The sequence below is a fragment of the Acidisphaera sp. S103 genome, from assembly GCF_009765975.1.
Lineage (GTDB): Bacteria > Pseudomonadota > Alphaproteobacteria > Acetobacterales > Acetobacteraceae > Rhodopila.
Genome location: NZ_LMUJ01000065.1, coordinates 86440 through 103039, shown reverse-complemented (window position 1 = coordinate 103039; position 16600 = coordinate 86440). Strand labels below are relative to the sequence as shown.

At 63.5% G+C, this 16600-nt stretch carries 14 protein-coding genes and 1 pseudogene; 12 read left to right on the top strand and 3 right to left on the bottom strand.

Features of this window, described 5'->3' with window-relative positions; genetic code table 11:
- The 8 genes from GSQ89_RS24315 to GSQ89_RS24275 form a co-directional block, all read left to right on the top strand.
- Positions 1-532, top strand: a 532-nt coding sequence (locus GSQ89_RS24315) for a hypothetical protein (RefSeq protein WP_158930111.1), incomplete at its 5' end; no start/stop codon positions are given.
- Between the two features lie 202 nt (positions 533-734).
- Entirely contained in the window at positions 735-2453 is a 1719-nt protein-coding gene (locus GSQ89_RS24310; RefSeq protein WP_158930109.1) for a ParB N-terminal domain-containing protein, read from the top strand.
- Positions 2454-2522: 69 nt separating this feature from the next.
- Positions 2523-2975, top strand: coding sequence for a hypothetical protein (locus GSQ89_RS24305; RefSeq protein ID WP_158930107.1), 453 nt, complete (start codon positions 2523-2525; stop codon positions 2973-2975).
- A complete protein-coding gene (locus tag GSQ89_RS24300; protein ID WP_158930105.1) occupies positions 2972-3823 on the top strand; it encodes a hypothetical protein in 852 nt (283 codons plus the stop codon). The genes GSQ89_RS24305 and GSQ89_RS24300 overlap by 4 nt, the downstream gene beginning before the upstream one ends.
- Before the next feature lie 505 nt (positions 3824-4328).
- Entirely contained in the window at positions 4329-4820 is a 492-nt protein-coding gene (gene ssb / locus GSQ89_RS24295) for a single-stranded DNA-binding protein (RefSeq protein WP_158930103.1), read from the top strand.
- A gap of 99 nt (positions 4821-4919) precedes the next feature.
- Positions 4920-5315: a hypothetical protein gene (locus tag GSQ89_RS24290; RefSeq protein ID WP_158930101.1), complete on the top strand. Its 396-nt coding sequence runs from the start codon at positions 4920-4922 to the stop codon at positions 5313-5315.
- Between the two features lie 69 nt (positions 5316-5384).
- Positions 5385-5597 (top strand): hypothetical protein, encoded by a 213-nt coding sequence (locus GSQ89_RS24285; protein ID WP_158930099.1) that lies wholly within the window; start codon positions 5385-5387, stop codon positions 5595-5597.
- Positions 5598-6605: 1008 nt separating this feature from the next.
- Positions 6606-10643, top strand: a complete 4038-nt coding sequence (locus GSQ89_RS24275) for a hypothetical protein (protein WP_158930097.1) — start codon at positions 6606-6608, stop codon at positions 10641-10643.
- 351 nt (positions 10644-10994) lie between these two features.
- Here GSQ89_RS24275 and hflX read toward each other — a convergent pair whose 3' ends face one another.
- Both hflX and GSQ89_RS39370 read right to left on the bottom strand, forming a co-directional pair.
- Complete coding sequence (hflX, locus tag GSQ89_RS24270; protein ID WP_158930095.1) at positions 10995-12347, bottom strand: GTPase HflX; 1353 nt, start codon at positions 12345-12347, stop codon at positions 10995-10997.
- Positions 12348-12502: 155 nt separating this feature from the next.
- Positions 12503-12787, bottom strand: a complete 285-nt coding sequence (locus GSQ89_RS39370) for a hypothetical protein (RefSeq protein WP_254073344.1) — start codon at positions 12785-12787, stop codon at positions 12503-12505.
- Between GSQ89_RS39370 and GSQ89_RS24265 the strand changes: the two genes are divergently transcribed.
- On the top strand, positions 12786-13670 hold the full coding sequence (locus GSQ89_RS24265; protein WP_254073343.1) for a hypothetical protein: 885 nt from the start codon (positions 12786-12788) through the stop codon (positions 13668-13670). The two genes, GSQ89_RS39370 and GSQ89_RS24265, sit on opposite strands and share 2 nt — an antisense overlap.
- A 462-nt stretch (positions 13671-14132) precedes the next feature.
- On the opposite strand, the gene GSQ89_RS24260 is transcribed toward GSQ89_RS24265, so the two are convergent.
- Entirely contained in the window at positions 14133-15371 is a 1239-nt protein-coding gene (locus GSQ89_RS24260; RefSeq protein WP_158930093.1) for an ISNCY family transposase, read from the bottom strand.
- Between the two features lie 286 nt (positions 15372-15657).
- Here GSQ89_RS24260 and GSQ89_RS24255 point away from each other — a divergent pair, with 286 nt between their 5' ends.
- From GSQ89_RS24255 to GSQ89_RS40240, 3 genes and pseudogenes are all read left to right on the top strand, one after another.
- The gene (locus GSQ89_RS24255; RefSeq protein WP_158930091.1) at positions 15658-16011 is read left to right on the top strand and encodes a hypothetical protein; all 354 of its coding nucleotides are present in this window, start codon (positions 15658-15660) and stop codon (positions 16009-16011) included.
- Positions 16012-16020: 9 nt separating this feature from the next.
- The gene (locus GSQ89_RS24250; RefSeq protein ID WP_158930089.1) at positions 16021-16419 is read left to right on the top strand and encodes a hypothetical protein; all 399 of its coding nucleotides are present in this window, start codon (positions 16021-16023) and stop codon (positions 16417-16419) included.
- Positions 16420-16473: 54 nt separating this feature from the next.
- Positions 16474-16600: pseudogene (locus GSQ89_RS40240) on the top strand (IS630 family transposase); the annotation flags it as partial.

Below are 16600 nucleotides of genomic sequence, written 5' to 3'. Positions count from 1 at the left end.
CCCCGGAGCGCTCGTACGCCCGCCGTTCAACTCTGCCGACTTCGCCGCAACGAAATGGGACACAGGCGAAGACAAAGCGAAATTCGCGAACGGTCTATGCCGCTTCATAGCGGCCGACTTCAAGCAGACATTGTTCACCGAGAGAATATATCGCCGCCTGGCCATGACGTTCGGGCACATTGCCCACTTTGACCGCTTCGGTTTTTTTGCAGACTTCTTCGAAGACCTCCGAGGCAAGGTCGCCTTTCTCGAGCAAACGTTGATGTGGTGTCCTTGCGGCGACCCCGCCTGGACTTACGCGGACGTGGAACGCGCCGTGATAAAACGGTTTCTCACATGCGATCTGCTGACTGCCTATCGCCAACTTCGCGTGGCCGAGATCGAAGGAGCTGAACGCGAACTTTTAAGGCGATTGCAGGTGAAATATTCCGGCGGAGCGACGCCGACGATGGCACCCGTGCTGCATTGCCCGCCAACCGCCAAACCAGGCATCGCGGCCCGCAAGCCCGCGGAACAATCCAGTCTGTTCTGACAGGGCGTGCCGCAGCGCGGCCGGTGCCGCAAGGGTCTCGGGGCGCTCGGACACCCCACGCGCGAGCGCGTCGGGACCCGTCCCGCGCCCCGGCCCGGCTTCGCCGGCTGGCGCCCTTGCCCCGCCTGGCCGCCGCCGCGGCCGGGTGGAGGAGTCTTCCGAGAGGAATGCGGAAGACAAACCCTCAACCCAGGAGCCCACCATGGCCGAACTTCGCAGTGTCGATCCGCGCACGCTCAAGCCGAACCCGAATAATTCCCGCACAATCCCCGTGCCAAAAGAAATGGACCTGCAACTCGCCGCATCGATCGCGGTGATTGGCCTGCTCCAGCCGCCGGTCGTTCGTGAAATCGACGGCGAGCTGGTCGTACGATACGGCGACCGCCGCACCAAAGCTGCGATCGCCGCCGGCAAAGATATCATTGATGTCTATGTCCTGGACGGAAACGAGAGCGCCGACTTCATGGCCTCGCTGGTCGAAAACCTACACCGCGCCGGACCGAATCCCGTCGACATCTGGCGCGCCATCGACAAGCTCGAGCAACAGGCCTGGAACGAGGAGGCGATCGCCAATACGCTGGGGTTGCCCGTTCGCACCGTCAAGAAGCTCAAGCTGCTCGGTTCGTTGCATCCGCCGATGCTGGACTTCATGGCCAAGGGCAGCATGCCCAGCGAGGAGCATCTGCGCACGATCGCCAATGCGCCGCTCGACGACCAGGCGCAGGTCTGGAAGGCCAACAGGCCGAAGAAGGGACACGACGTCAGCTGGTGGGACGTTGCGCGCGCGCTCAGCAAGCCACGCATCCCATTTTCGGCCGCGAAATTCGATGACACCCTGGCCGAAGAATATGGGGTCGTTTGGCTCGAGGACCTGTTCGCGCCAGCCGGCGAGGACGGCCGCTACACCACGAACGCGGATGGCTTCTTCGGTGCACAGCAGGCCTGGATGACGGCCAGCCTGCCCGCCAACGGGACCGTGCTGCCGCAGGACGAGCACGGCCGCCCCGAACTGCCCAAGGGTGCCGAGCGCATCTACGGCAAACCCACCAAGCAAGATAAGATCGGCCATTACCTCGACCCTCGTTCGGGCGAGGTTAAGACCATCGTCTACCGGTTGCCCGAGCCGAAGAAGTCCGGCAAGGCGGCGAAGGGTGGCGCCACTGGATCGGTCGCCGACGCCGAATCCGAGGTGCTGGTAAAGCTCCGTCCCGACGTGACCCAGAAAGGTCTCGCCATGATCGGTGACTTCCGCACCGAGGCGCTGCACGAGGCGCTGAACGACGAGACGATCTCGGCGGAGACGCTCGTCGGGTTGCTGGTGCTGGCGCTCGGCGCCAATAACGTCAGCGTGCAGAGCCCACTTGCATTCGGGCGATACGATCCTGAAGAAATCTGCGACCGGATCAGCGAAGGCGGGGTGCTGACCGCCGACGCCGCGGTGCTGTGCGCAGCCGCGCGCGACATGCTGAAGTTCGTCCTCTCCTGCCGGACCAACATGTCCGACAGCGGGATCAGTGGCCGCATCGCCGGCGAGACGCTTGGTGCGGCGACGCACCTACCGAGCATGGCAACCGAGGCGTTCCTGTCATGCCTGTCGCGACAGGCACTGGAGCGCAGCGCCGCTGCCGAGGGGCTGAAGGTCGAGGCGCGGGTGAAGGACACCCGCGCGAGCCTGGTCAAGCGCTGCAGCGGCACGACCTGGCACTTCCCGGGTGCCCTGTTTCCGCTGACGGAGGAGGAGCGTGTCAACGCTGCCCCCCGCAACCACTGGGTCAGCGGCAACGTGGACGGCACCGAGCAGGCCGACCGGCCCGGGGACAACGTGAAAGCCGCGGAAGGCGGCGATGACGAGGGCTACGACCAGCCCGGCTCCGACGCGCCAGACGACGAATCCCAACGTTTCGCCACCGCTGCCGAGTAGGCGCACTCCGGCCCGGTCCGCCGACGCGGGCCGGGCCTCTCTCCGCACTCGCTCCCCATGAGGCCCATCATGACCCATCTGTCGCCAGCGGCGGCGATGCGACGCGCGTTGCCGCCCGCCTCCGCCGCCTCTCCCACCTTCACGGCGTTGCTCGGAGACCGCAGCCGGTTACGCTCGGCCGTCCTCGACAAGCGCGCCACCATCGCCCGGCTGGAAACCGCCTGGGTCGCCGCCGCCGAGGCGGACGCCGCCACCAGGCGCGCTCGCGCTGTTCGCATGGATGACCGCGAGACCTGGGACCGGGCGACCTGGGACCGCTACGTGACACCGGCGTCCAGGCACGAGGCCGACTACATGCCCCGCATCGGGCGGCTCCTGGGCGAGATCGCCACTATCGAGAAGCTGCTCGCCCTGCCAACCCGCAACTGGCGCGATGAATATGATGGCCGCGTGCCGCCAGAAGAAGCCGCCGACGTCGCGCTTGACGAGCTCGCCTCCGTGTATGGCGTACACCGGCGATGAACGGGCATTTCGAGTTCCTGCTCGGCCTGCCCGCACTCCGTCCGGGCGCGCTGTGGGCGCGCGCCAGGTCTCTCGACGCACCGGTGCTCATCAGTGCCAATGCCCTGTCTCGCTGGCGCGTTGATGCACTCGGGTTACGGCACTGGGACGGCTTCGACGGCCGCCACCTCGACCTTGTGTCGCATTACCGGGTGACTTTGGACAGCGCCGGCTTCGTCGCCGCCAGTCGCTATCGCGGCTTTCCATGGTTAACGTCGGACTACCTTGACCTGGCCGCCGCTGCGCCATGGTTCTGGTGGGCTGCGCAAGACTGGTGCGTGGAGCCGGAGGTCGCCCGCAACGAGGATGCGGTGCTCGACCGCATCTCCGGGACAGTGCGGCTCAACATGGTCTGCCTGCGAGGCGGCGAGCGCCGTGGCATTACCGATCGCTTCGTCCCGGTGCTGCAGGGATGGCACCCCTATCACTATCTCCGCTGCTTGGAGCGCATGCCATGGGCGCTCGACTTCCCGCTCGTCGGCATCGGCAGCATGTGCCGCCGACACGTCCACGGCGAGCACGGGATCTTGCACGTTCTTGACGTGCTCGATCGCGCCTTTAGCGGATCGGAGGCCAGATGGCACCTGTTCGGCCTGAAATCGCAAGCTATCGCCGTCGCCGCACAGCATCCCCGCACGGCCAGTGCTGACAGCCAAGCCTACGGCGTGACTGCCAGGCAGGACGCACGAAAAGCCCGTGCATCCAAAAGCGACGCAATGGTCGCAACCACGATGGCACAAGCAGCAACTGGCCACCATTGCCGCCCGGCCGCCCCTACCACCCTCGCGAACGTGGCCCTCCCAACCTGACGCCGCGCCGAAAAACGCAACCGAGGCACGGATCGCTGCAGCCGCGGAACACCTACGGGCGCTGCACGAACACGGTGAAATCGAGTGGACCGATGTGTCGCCGCTGGCGGCCTATGAGATGGCCTTCCTCGACGATTAACGCCGTGTGCCGCTGAGCCGTCCACAGCCCTGTGGGCGTGTAGAAGTAAGCGCGTGAGAGGTGTGTACGAACGAGAATGAATTGAGAAAATGGGAAAAGGGGGAGGTTTGACCGGCACCGCGCGGGCGCCGTCCCCCCTCGGATTGCTGCGGTCTAAACCGGGTTCCGTCCCGCTTCCGCATCCCCGCCGTGCAAAGCACGGCGCCTACGGCTCGCTGCGCTGCCGTGTCGCTACGCTCCCGCACCAAGCCGCGCCGCTCGGGGGCGCGCGGTCCAGCCCTCCGGTTTCCTTCGACCGCATCCGAGAGGACGACGCCCGGCGCGGTGCCGGGCAGCCCTCTCAGGAATGAATGAAGGAATGAGATCATGGGCATGTTCGTCAATCGCGTCGAGCTGATCGGCAACTTGGGACGCGATCCGGAAATCCGGAACACCCAGCTGGGCAAGAAGATCGCCACACTGAGCATCGCCACCGGCGAAAGCTGGAGGGATCAACAATCCGGCGAGTGGCGCGAGCGCACCGAGTGGCACCGTGTCGTCGTCTTCAACGAAGGCCTCGCAAAAGTCGTCGAGAAGCATCTCACTTTGGGCATGAAGATCCGCGTCGAGGGCAAGCTCCGCACGCGCAAGTGGCAGGATCAGTCTGGCCAGGACCGCTATAGCACCGAGATCCACGTCGAAAACTTCGACGGCTCCATCAACTTCGACATGAAGCGCGATGACGAACGGTCGTCTGCCAGTGCTGGGCTGGAGCGCGCTCGGGAACCGGCCATGGCCGGGGCCGGCGGCAGCACCGGAGTTGGGCTCGGCGGCCGCGATCTGGACGATGAAATCCCGTTCGGCCCCTGCTGGCAGTAGGCCCGCAAAGCACTGATAGCCCGTCAGCGCTCAAGGCCCGGGAGAGAGGCCTCGATCCCGGGTCCTCAGCAAAACTAACCCGCCATCACGGAGGCGCCGATGACCGAAACAATCCATCCGCACGCGTTGACAGCAATTCGCCGAGCATTGGAAAGCCGCATCCCGAAACTGGCGCTCTTGTCAGGTACTCCGCAGGAAGCAGTGCTGCGACACGCAACGCGTGGCGAAGTCATCAGCGACAATGATTGCGTGTTTGACTTCGAGGCGCTGGATAACGGCGTCTACATCCGCCTGCAAGTCGAATGCGCAGGCGCCACCGACCACCGGTGGGTGTTCCTCTGCAAATCGGATGACCTCGCGGACATACTCGCCCGGCGCCTGCAGGCCGCCAATGCGACTGAACAAAGCACCGTCGGTATGGACGCCGCCTGGCAATCTTACCAGTGGGCCCAGGCAAAACGCGCCCAGGCCCGGCGTCAGACGCGCGGACGGTAAATCCGCAGCAGCCTGCGGCTGGAGCCGCGGCCTGTAGCCGCTCGCTATCCCTCCCAAAGGAAACACCTTATGATTATCCATCCGGACGTCACGCTCGACCGCGTTGCCGAAGCGGTCGAGCGCGCGCACAGCAGTCTCGACAATCCTGGTTTCTGCATTTGTTGCGGTGCGGAGGCCGAAGGCGTCGAACCCGACGCTCGCAAATACGAGTGCGAGTCCTGCGGCGAACCCGGCGTCTACGGCGCCGAGGAGCTGCTGCTTTATCTGGCGATGGCCGGCTGACCGGACCCACCGGCGCTGGAGCACCGTCCCTTCGAACGATCATTAGCAGGCTCAATCATAATCGACACACGGGCCGCACGACTTTCCTGTCTTGCCAGTAATCACTCGTGGCGCCGTCAAGCCACGGTGCTGCGGCAGCACGCCGAACAACGGCACTTGGCCGGCGAGGTCCGCGCCACTCTCCGACGAGAAGCCGATGCAGCCGATCGCCAAGCCGACATGTGGCTCGAAGGCGCGATCGAGACATGCTGAGACATCGCAACCGCACATCATCGCTCAGACGCGCGAGGACGCCATGACCCGACAATACGACGCCCAACGCTGCCGCGGCGGGGACAACCCGCTGCGCGTCGGCATCATTCCATCCGGCGCTATCCTCTACATCTAGGACGAGGGATGGTGGCGCGACGGTTTCCGCGGTGCGCCCATCTGCCGCAATCCCTGGATTGTGGAGGGTTACCTGAATGACGTGCTATGCGCCGCCCGACGCAACCGCGACACCGGCCGATGGGAGGACGCCTATATAGCCGGTCGGTCCGACATAGCATAGCGACCGTCCGCTCACTTCGTGACGGCCGCCGTCGCCACGTTGCCGTCCGGATCCTCATCCTACACGAGGACGAGGGCCTCCGGCGCGATTCAGCCAGCTATCCCGACTTGCCGCAAATCCACTCGAAGCGTCCGAGCATCGGTCCGGTTACTGGGGGTCCGGTAGCAAAGGAACCGAAAGTTCGATTCAGATCGACCAGCGACTTCTGACGCTAATTCAAGCTTCGCGGAGATCAAGGCGGCCAAGTAAATGGCAAGATCTGGCCGATAGCTGACTGACAGCTTCGGGGGGCGAACGTGGACAACCAGACATTTATTCATGGAGACTACCAATGTCAGGTTGCGACATCGCCGAACGGCGACACCGCGGGGGCACGATATCGGCTGTCGCAGTTGCAGTACCATAGATGACGCGACATCCTCCTGCTTATGTGCGCTTCCGGAGAGCATAGGCCTCTCGTGAACGATCCCGCCCGGGAAGCGGTAGCGTCGATGCGTGGCTATTGGGCGCAGGTCTGGCGAAGCGTTCTCGCCTGGATCGATCTGGGCGAGACGGAACGACTCTATCTGGAAGGTGCGGAAGACTTCGACCGCGTCACTGGCCTGTTTGCGGAGACTATCCAGGCCAAAGATGTTGCAGGTAACATCACCCTGCGATCCGGCGACGTCATCGAGGCGATTGACAATGCCTGGGCCCACCAACAGCGCAATCCGCGGTACGCCATCAAGTTTCGTTTCCTTACCACGGCAGGGATCGGGGTTGAACAAGGAGCGCCTTTCGGCGGCGGGATTGGTGGATTGCGCCTGTGGCGTGACAGCCGCTTGTCAGCCGGAGTGGCGACGCGGGAACGTGATGCCCGGACTATTGCCTATTTTCTGCTGGCCGAAGGAAAGGTGTCTGCACCCGTGCAAGCCTTTCTGCGAACTGCGTCGGACGAGCAGATTTGGAAGCAGGTAATTGCTCCAATCGAATGGGACACGGAAGCCGAACCAGTTCCGGAGGTCATACGCGAGATCGAGGACCGATTGGTGGTACTGGGCCATCCATTGGGCGTCACACCGGACAAAGCCAAAGAGGTGGCTGACCACCTCTATACGGTCGCCTATACGACGGCCACCCGCGAGAAGGGCCGGGACCTGACACGCGCGGACCTGTTGCGGCGTTTCAGTGAGCGGACGCATGTTTCTCTTCCAGCCGCCGCCGCCAACGCGCTCTATGCTGCGATTCCGCAGCACCTTGTGCCGACCGGACCACTTCCCGTGGCATTTGGCAGCAAAATCAGGGTGATCGGCCGTCCGCCGCCCTTGCCAGCACGCTATCACGCACGACGTTCGGTTCTTTCCGATATCACCGGGCGGCTCTTGTCTTATCCGGTACTCGTCTTGCAAGGGGGCACCGGCGTCGGCAAGTCGATTGCCGCTATTGGCCATGCGGCTACGTCGACGTCATCCTGGGGCTGGATCGATCTGCGTGGCATTCCGGCTTCGACTTTAGCGAACATGCTGGATCGGGTTATCGCAGAGCTTACCGCAGAAGTCGGTCTTACTCATAGTGTGCTCGATGACATCGAGCTGCCAGCCGACGCCCGCCCCCTCGAGACGCCGCTTGCACAAATCAAAACCATTTTGGACGAGCGTGGTGGCCAACTGGTGATCACCTCGTCGGCCGTGTTGCCACAGCGACTGGCGCTTGCATTGGCCTTGCCTGCGAGCGGAACAATGCCGATCCCGCCTTTTTCACGGGATGAGATCGCCGAGTTTCTGACCGCGCAGGGTTGTCCTGCGCTCAAGGTTGCGGAATGGGCCGCGTTCGTCGAGTTGCACACCGTCGGCCATGCGCAGCTCGTACACGCGCGCGTCGCCACACTTGAGGCGCAAGGTTATCCGAGACCGGACATGCAAAGCCTGATGGCGACGCCGTCTGATGTCGTTGAAGCGCGCGCCGAAGCTCGGCACCTGATTACAGTGCTGGACGGTCCGACCCGGGACCTCATCTATCGCCTGAGCCTCACAGTGCAGGCCTTGCGGAAGCAACAGGTACTCGCAATTGCGAGCCAACCACCGCCCGTCACCGAACCGGGGCTGGCGTTCGACAGGTTGGTCGGACCGTGGATGGAGATGGTGGCTAAGGGGCTCTACAGGGTCTCGCCACTTCTGCGCGGCGTAGGCACAGAGGTTCAGGGCGAGGTTTGGACAACGACCATGCACGGCGCAATCGCCCGCGCAATACTCGGCCTTCGCACCCTTTCGCCGTCAGACGTTTCGTCAATTCTGTTTCACGCAACAGCGGCACGCGACTGGTCGGCGGTGACGCGCCTGTCCTTGGGCATCTTCCGATCGGACAACGAGACCTGGGAAGCGCTAGCTCAGAGCGCCGATTGGTTCGTGGCGATCGGCACCGGCGGCGCAATGCGCCCGGAGGCCGACGTCTTTTCGCTTTTCCTCATGCGTCTGCTGCAGTTCAGGCTGGCAGCAGCGGCACGCGACGACGAGGGCGCAACGTCCGTGATCGCCTGTATCGACGAAGAACTGCCTCCGACAGTCGAGGGCATGCCGCTGCGGCTGGGGCGCAACTTCTTCCTCGGTCAAGTATTGCTGCGCACGGAAGTCAATCTGCCCATGGCGCAACTGGTGTCGATGGGTCTCGAATACATTCGCCTGTCCGACGAATTGAAGGGCGAGCTCAGTCGCGTGCATGATTCCGATCTCGATCGTGCCTTGGCTGGGCCGGACGGTGAGCCAGAGCTAGCCGGGGTCGCCGGCTTCTCACTGATGTCGCATGTGACCGACCGGCATAGCCTCGGGACGCTCTTGGAGACATGTGAGCCGGTCGAAGCGAACGCGGTCCGCCGCCTTCTGTGGTTCGTTGGCGGCCAGGAATCCACTGCGCAGCTCATCTTCAACCGTGTCTGGCTGGCCGAGATCAAGTCAGCGACCCCTGACTGGTTATCCTGTCGAGAGATTTTTCAGCGCGCCTACGTGCTCGCGCGGCTGTGCGAGCTGCCGGGGTTGGAGCAAGGCGCAGCGCGGGCAATCGCCCGCGTGACCGACGAGAATCTCAACGATCCCGAGGAGGCATTGCGGCTGGCGGAGGTGATGGCGGCTGAGATCGGGCGGTCGCCCGGCCAGGACGATGAGCGCGCGTCGATCCTGCTGCGCAAGGGTGATACCGCCAGTGCACTGGCGATCTGGCGCGAGTTGCTCCCGCGTTGGACGCCAGTAGGCGAATTTGACCTCCAGCAGACTTTTTCGCATCGCCTGGCGGCAGTCGCCGCAGCTCGTTTGGGCCAATGGTCCGACGCAGCGGACTGGTTGCACAGCGCACGGGAACTGGCGGACAACGTGATCTATCGCGCCGGTCTGCTCGTGGACGAAGGCTTCGCACGCTGGAAAAGCGGCGACAGTCGCGGCGCCCTCGACTGTTTGGTCGACGGCCTTACCGCCATCGATGAGTTGCCGGCGGATGACACCGACGAGGGTTCCTATCTGCTACGAAAGCGCTCTGGCCACACAATCATGTGGATCGCCAACACAGCCGCCGGCACGCCGCCGGAGGACTTTTCGGAACCGCCGCCTGCCTGCTGCAGTAGCTTGGAGCCAATGAAGGGAGCTAAACTACCCTCAACGCCCAGTGACTCAGTGTGGACGCATCTAGTTGAATTCGAGTTCGCAGCGGAGCTCGGTGACGAACAATTCCGTGCCCATGAGGCGCAGCTCAAGGCATCGCACTATGGCGTTATTCGTTTCGTGTTCAACAAGCTGCGACTGCAACAGCGCTTGCGTAGCCTCGCTCTGGACGATTTCGTGGAAGTCGTTGGCGATTGGATAGAGGCGATAGTCCTCTGCCAACAATACTACAACACGCAGAATGGTCTGGCACCGGCTGATCCGCTTCCTTCAGACGCAACGATGCCCGATCGGCAGCAGTTTGACGCCGAGGCTGTGTTGAACGTGATGTTGGGCGCCGTTTTCGCACTCACAGCGCGTGGTGCCGTAACGAAGGAAGTGCTCGACCGGTGGAGGACGAGCGCGACGCGTTCAAGTTGGTCTGCGATCGTCACTCCGTGGGTGGGGTTTCTAGACGCGTTATTCGTTAGCAACACATTGAATGCCGAAACGGCTGTACGAGACGAATCGTTGGCGTCGCCTTACCAGACTGCGGCCTCAATCAAGGTCGCTGTTGACATCGCGACCCGTCCGGCGGAGCTGCTGACTATTCACCACCATTGGGCTACCGTGCTGCCGCAGACTCCCGTCGGATTGTTTGCACTCGCGGACGTCGAGTATCTTGTGAAAAAGCGCATGGTGGCGGCTGTCCGAAAGCACATTTCTGTTGCGAACACCGGCGATAACTGCGCCAGCGCTCCAGCAGGCTTGCGAGAGCCCATCGTCCGGCTGGCCCAAGATCGGGGAGGTTTTGATCGCCGCATGCGACGCGGTTCCTGCCACGGTTCCGATCGAGTTCCTCGAGAGGTTCAGGCATCTGAAATAGCATAGATGCTATCACTGATATCTCTGGCTCAAGAGAAGGCTTTTTTGCGCTTGCGCCCTTCGTTCAACCAGTTTGCAAGGACCGCTTCCCACCGATGCTGCCGGGCGGGTATCCTCGTATGATGTCCGCTTCGAGGGCCGTCGCATGGGATTGCAATGACCGGCACGGGCGCCGAGCCGCCCTTTCTTGGTATTAATCAGAGGAGCACCTTCCTATCCAAGTCCGTTACGGCGCTGCGTCGGCCAGTTGCCCGGTTTCGGGACGTCGCTCAACTCGACTGAACGGTGGATATGGGTCCAATCCACCCGTCGCGTACTACAGCGCCCAGATGGGGGTGTGCCACCCGTAAGGAAGCCTCAACGCGCGGCTAGGCTCCGCCGCAGCCGCGTGATGGCGGCGGGCAGGCCGCGCACCTTTAGCACGCGACCGGTCTCGTCGTGCTCCTCGGACAAGACCCGAGCACTTTCATACACCTCGCCGATCAGCCCTAGTTTGGCATAGGGCAGCACCAGCACATCCTCGACCATCGCCGCTTCGAAGAAGCCAATGATGGTGTCCCGCAGAGCGCTGACATCCTCCGGCGCGTGGGCGGACAGCAGGATCGCATCCGGATGCTTTGCCATCAACGCAGCGCGTCCGGCGGCATCCACCCGATCGATCTTGTTCAGCACGAGGCGCGACGGCACCACATCCGCCCCGATCTCTCGCAGCACGCTATGGCTCACCTCCAGTTGCGCCTCATAGGTCGGGTCCGACGCGTCGACCACGAACAGCAACAGCGAGGCCTCCAGCGCCTCCGCCAGAGTGGAGCGGAATGACGCGACCAGGTCATGTGGCAGTTGCTTGATGAAGCCGACCGTGTCGGAGACGAGCACGCGAGGCCTTGTTTCCGGCTGCAGGGTGCGGACGGTGGTGTCGAGGGTGGCGAACAGCTTGTCCTCCACCAGCACTTGGCTGCCTGTCAGGGCCCGCATCAACGACGACTTGCCCGCATTGGTGTATCCCACGAGCGCTACCCGTAGCTGGTCGCGGCGGGCGGAGCGGCGCTGGTCACTGTCGCGCTGCACCGCCTCCAACTGGTCCTTCAGCTCTGACAGCCGGTCGCGGACCTTGCGGCGATCGAGGGCCAGGGCGCTCTCGCCGGCGCCCGGACCTTGCTGGCGGCCGCCAACGGCCGAGGACTCCCGCATGCGAGGGGCCACGTATTTCAGGCGCGCCATTTCCACTTGAAGCTTCGCCTCGCGGGTGTTGGCGTGGCGGTGGAAGATCTCCACGATAACGCCGGTGCGGTCCAGCACCTGGGCGCCAGTAGCGCGCTCGAGGTTGCGGATTTGACTGGGCGAGAGTTCATGGTCAACGATGACAAACTCGGGCTTGCGGACGGCGTCCGGTTCGGGTTCGGCTCGGTTGGCGGTCTCGGCAGCGCTTTCGAACCGTTGCCGAGCCTTCGACTTTGAAAGCGGAGCCATCGAGCCGACCACACCGGTGCCCCCGGTAAGGGCTGCCAGCTCTGCTAGCTTCCCACTGCCCAGCAGCAACCCGGCGCCGGTGCCCTCACGCCTTTGCGACAGCATGCCGACCACTTCATAGCCCAGCGTCTTCACCAGACGCCCCAGTTCCTCGAGACTAGCTGCGAGCGCGACGTCATCGACGTCAGGCGTCTGGATGCCGACGAGGACGGCAAGCGGGATCGGGGGTTTGGTTTCCATGGACGGTGAAGTAGCACGGTTCGGACCGAATGCTGGAAATCGCAGCTCTCGGTCTGAGGCGGGCTTCGTTAAAGGGAGCTTTATCCCCGCTCAGTTTGATCTAGCAGACAGGGCGAGCATGGCCGGGCATGGCGTCATGCCGACCTGCAATTCATTCAGTACAGCTCCGCCAGCGCGGCCGGTCTCACCTCATCCTGGAACGCCACCGCATCGCTGAACGCTGGCGCACCGAGCGCTGGGACGCGCTGCACGCCAACGGCCCCGCTTGGCACGACCGCTTCCCCGACTTCCCCATCGCCGGCGTCGACCCCGACGGCTTCGCCTCGCGCGACCAGATGGCGGACTACTTGACCGCGTATGCCGCCCACATCGCCGCCCCGATCCGCTCCGGCGTCGCCGTGACCGCGCTGCACCGCAAGCCGGACGGCACCGGCTTCCATGCCGAAACCTCCGCCGGCCCCAATCGAGGCCGCCAATGTCGTGGCTGCCACCGGGCCATTTCAGCGCGGCATCATCCCGCCCCTGGTGCCCCCCGACCCCGGCATCACGCAGATGCACTCCACCGCCTACCGCAACCCCGACCGGTTGCCGCCCGGCGCCGTACTGGTGGTCGGCGCCGGCTCCTCCGGCACCCAGATCGCCGACGAACTGTCGCGCGCCAGCCGCCGCGTCTATCTGTGCGTCGGCCAGCATGAGCGCCCGCCGCGACGCTATCGCGGCAAGGACTACTGCTTCTGGCTGGGCGTCCTGGGCCTATGGGACGCCGAGACCCGCGACCCGGCGAAGGCGCACGTTACAATCGCGGTCAGCGGCGCCTACGGCGGTTACACCATCGACTTCCGCCACCTGGCCGCGCGCGGCATCACACTGCTGGGCCGGGCAGACGCCTTCGCCGACGGCGTGATGCACTTCGCCCCCGGCTTGGCGCGCGATCTCGCGGCCGGCGACGCGAACTATCTTTCCCTGCTCGACGCGGCCGATGCCTACGCGGCGCGCGAAGGCCTCGACCTGCCCGAGGAGCCGGCGGCGCGCGTGGTGGAACCGGAGCCGTCCTGCGTTACCGCCCCGATCCTGCGGCTCGACCTGCGCGATGCCGGGATCACCACGATCATCTGGGCGACCGGATTTGCTTTCGATTTCGGCTGGTTGCAGGTCGGTGCGTTGGACACGCGCGGGGCGCCGGTGCATCGGCGCGGCATCACTGAGGTGCCCGGGCTGTATGTCCTGGGGCTGCCCTTTCTGTCCCGCCGAGCGTCGAGCTTCATTTTTGGGGTGGAACAGGACGCAGCGCGTCTGGCGAAGCATATCGCCGCGGGGGGGTAGGGGACGCGAACCATCTGCGCGGTGCAGATGCCGCGGCTTTGTTGGCCGATATCGGCCTGGCAGGTTTCAGGCCGCCCTGAGTGAGAAGCAGTCATTCGCCACTCCGGCTCGCTTGCGGCTCATGACACACGAACGGTCCTTTGTAAGGGCTGCTCAACCCGCCGAGTAGAGTTTGCGTGCACCGCGCGCGAATACCAGCAACAGACCAGCACACCGGTAATGGCGGTAGACGAAATGAATCTTGTCAACCCAACATAAGAATGTCCCCTGTTTCCCCAACATAGGAATGTCCCCTCGTTGCAGGTGTGAGGTGTCGGAGAAGCGCTCTGTCGCGTGTGGGGCACGGACGGAGCTGTGGGTAAGTGGCCCGCCGGAGCGATCGTCCAGAATCTGGCGCAGGTGGGCCACTTACCCACAGCGGTGACCATCGCCGACAGAAAGGGCGACTGGAGGCGCGGCGGTTCAGCCGCCCGCCAATGCCGCCGCACCTTGTGACGTCCGCTGCGCGGCGATGACCGCATCGACCCGAACGTCCAGCGTCTTTTCGTCCTCGGCCGGGTCTGGCACGGCATACGTCCCGTAAGCCGTGCAGGTCAGCGCCCGGTCCTTATAAGAAAAGCGCAGCCGCCCGTCGGCGAACCGGTGCACCACGACCTTCCCGCCGCGCATCGATGTCCCCGGGCCATTCGCCTTCACGCAGTACTTCATACCGCCGTAGCTGAAGGTCAGCGACTTCGTCAGCAGCCGCTCCTCCCAGGACGCCAGCGCAAGGTCCAGGTCGTCCTCTGTCTTGGTCCACGGACGGTGTGCCGGGGCCTTGTCGCGCGGCGGGACGGAGAACTTCTCGTTGTACCGGGTCATGAACCCGGGCAGAAAAGTCCGCGCCTGCTCTATGGAATTTATGTTACTTAACCGCATCTCCTTGACCAGCCGGTCCTGCAGGGTCTGGTTGGCCCGCTCCACCCGCCCCTTTGCCTGGGGCGTCAGCGCATTGATCAGCCCGATCTCCAGGCCTTCCACGATCCGGCCGAAATCCGTCTTGCCGTCGCCGCTCTGCGCGTCCTTGGCGTTCACCCGGAAGATGCCGTGCCGGTCCGAATAGAACGTCAGCGGACGCCCGTGCGCCAGGACATGGTCGCGCAGCGCCGCCAGATAGGCCTTGCCTGATTCGACCGGTGCGAAATGCAACGCGGTCAACCGGCTGGTGGCGTCGTCAATGAACACGATCAGCGTGCAGCGCGGCCCCCGGCCCTCGAACCAGTCGTGCGGGCTGCCGTCGATCTGGATCAACTCGCCAAACCGCGGGCGCCGCTCGCGCAGTTGAAACACCCGCTTCGCCCGCCGCTTCTTCGGCCGCCAAAGCCCGAGATCGATCTGGATCCGGCGCACCGTCTCGGCCGCGACCTTGATACGGTCCAGTTCATCCAGCTTCTCCGCCGCCAGCGTCGCGCCGAAGCCGGCATACTTCTCCTTCAGTAGCGCACATATCCGCTCGCGCAGATCATCGGCCATGCGACGGTGCGACGCCCGCCCCCGCTGGCGGGACACAAGGCCCGCGTCGCCCCCGGCCCGCCACGCCCGGACCAGGCGCTTGAATTGCCGGACGCTTAGCCCAACGCGTTCCGATGCCTCCCGTTGCGATAACCGGCCCTCAGTCGCCTGGCGCACCAGAAACGCACGATCCCGCTCCACGCCGCTCATCGCAAGAACCCCGCAGACCATCCGTCCCCCGAACCCAAACAGGCTTGAAAGGGGACATTCTAACTTTGCCCGGAGGGGACATTCTTATGTTGGGCTAACATAGACGAAATGAATCTTGACTGCTGACCGTTTCCAATGCATGATGTTCACGTGAGGCTGCCGGGCGGGGGGACGTCCGACCGCTAGCTGTCTGCGACGTTCACCCCGTTGCCCCGGGACCCAAAACGGCTGGTTATCATGCGCGATCCAGAGACGTGACCCGAAGGTCCAACCCAAGGACGACAAAATGGCCAAGTCTGTCACTCTTATAGCTCCCGACGACGTTCTAGCTGCGATACAGGCGGAGGCCAGCAGCGGCGACATTCTCTGGAGCGAAAGCGAGCCTATGAACAGCCCGCTTAATCCCCTCGACGATCCCCTAGGAGGCATTCCGCTCGATTACATTTGCCACATCGTGACCGTCGTCCTTCAAACAGGTACCGCCGGCGCTACCTTCGCTACAGCCGTAGCGAAACTCGTATCGCAGCTGAAGAAGCCTGTTCAGGTTCGGGATACTAAAACCAACGAGATCGTAATCATTGTAAAGCCGGGAACGCCGCGCAAGGAAATTGAGGATTCCATCCCAGCCGACGAAGGGTAGTGACATCCTATGATCCCGACGCTCCAGCTAGATCCTTCTACGCTTGCTCTGTGGTTCAATGTCGATCTTTTGGGTTCATACCGGGGAGAAGAGCGGGGACTAGAGCTATTTACGCATGCGGCCAATCACGACATGAACAAAGTGTATCCTATCCTCGACAACGCGGCATCGGATGCTCATCGATCACATTACTATGAAATGCTGAGTGCTGTGTGGCACGAGAAACGCCACTTTGTCGATTTCCTGCTTACAAATTCTGGAGCATTCCAAGTCAGGACCTATTTTTCTATGTACTTCAATCTCCCCGAGGGGTTGAAGGAGTTCCGGAACAAGGAGATTCCAGTCTTATTGCCGTTGGACACCTACGCGGATCCAGTCAAGCTGATTGCGCTAGTGGATATAATCTGACGCTTGCATCCGATTTAGGATTCCGTGTTCGACTTGGCCGTGCGAGTCTGGCGAATGCGCAAAGCCATCAAAATCGACCTCTCCGAAGCTGACCGCCAGGCGCTGACGTCCGTCGTGACGGACCGGAACAGCTCGCAGAAACACGTTTGGCGGGCGCAGATCGTGCTGCTGACCGCCGATG

Coding starts and splice junctions, on each gene's coding strand:
- GSQ89_RS24310 (WP_158930109.1), top strand. CDS start 735: ATGGCCGAACTTCGCAGTGTCGATCCGCGCACGCTCAAGCCGAACCCG.
- GSQ89_RS24305 (WP_158930107.1), top strand. CDS start 2,523: ATGACCCATCTGTCGCCAGCGGCGGCGATGCGACGCGCGTTGCCGCCC.
- GSQ89_RS24300 (WP_158930105.1), top strand. CDS start 2,972: ATGAACGGGCATTTCGAGTTCCTGCTCGGCCTGCCCGCACTCCGTCCG.
- ssb (WP_158930103.1), top strand. CDS start 4,329: ATGGGCATGTTCGTCAATCGCGTCGAGCTGATCGGCAACTTGGGACGC.
- GSQ89_RS24290 (WP_158930101.1), top strand. CDS start 4,920: ATGACCGAAACAATCCATCCGCACGCGTTGACAGCAATTCGCCGAGCA.
- GSQ89_RS24285 (WP_158930099.1), top strand. CDS start 5,385: ATGATTATCCATCCGGACGTCACGCTCGACCGCGTTGCCGAAGCGGTC.
- hflX (WP_158930095.1), bottom strand. CDS start 12,347: ATGGAAACCAAACCCCCGATCCCGCTTGCCGTCCTCGTCGGCATCCAG.
- GSQ89_RS24265 (WP_254073343.1), top strand. CDS start 12,786: ATGCCGAAACCTCCGCCGGCCCCAATCGAGGCCGCCAATGTCGTGGCT.
- GSQ89_RS39370 (WP_254073344.1), bottom strand. CDS start 12,787: ATGGAAGCCGGTGCCGTCCGGCTTGCGGTGCAGCGCGGTCACGGCGAC.
- GSQ89_RS24260 (WP_158930093.1), bottom strand. CDS start 15,371: ATGAGCGGCGTGGAGCGGGATCGTGCGTTTCTGGTGCGCCAGGCGACT.
- GSQ89_RS24255 (WP_158930091.1), top strand. CDS start 15,658: ATGGCCAAGTCTGTCACTCTTATAGCTCCCGACGACGTTCTAGCTGCG.
- GSQ89_RS24250 (WP_158930089.1), top strand. CDS start 16,021: ATGATCCCGACGCTCCAGCTAGATCCTTCTACGCTTGCTCTGTGGTTC.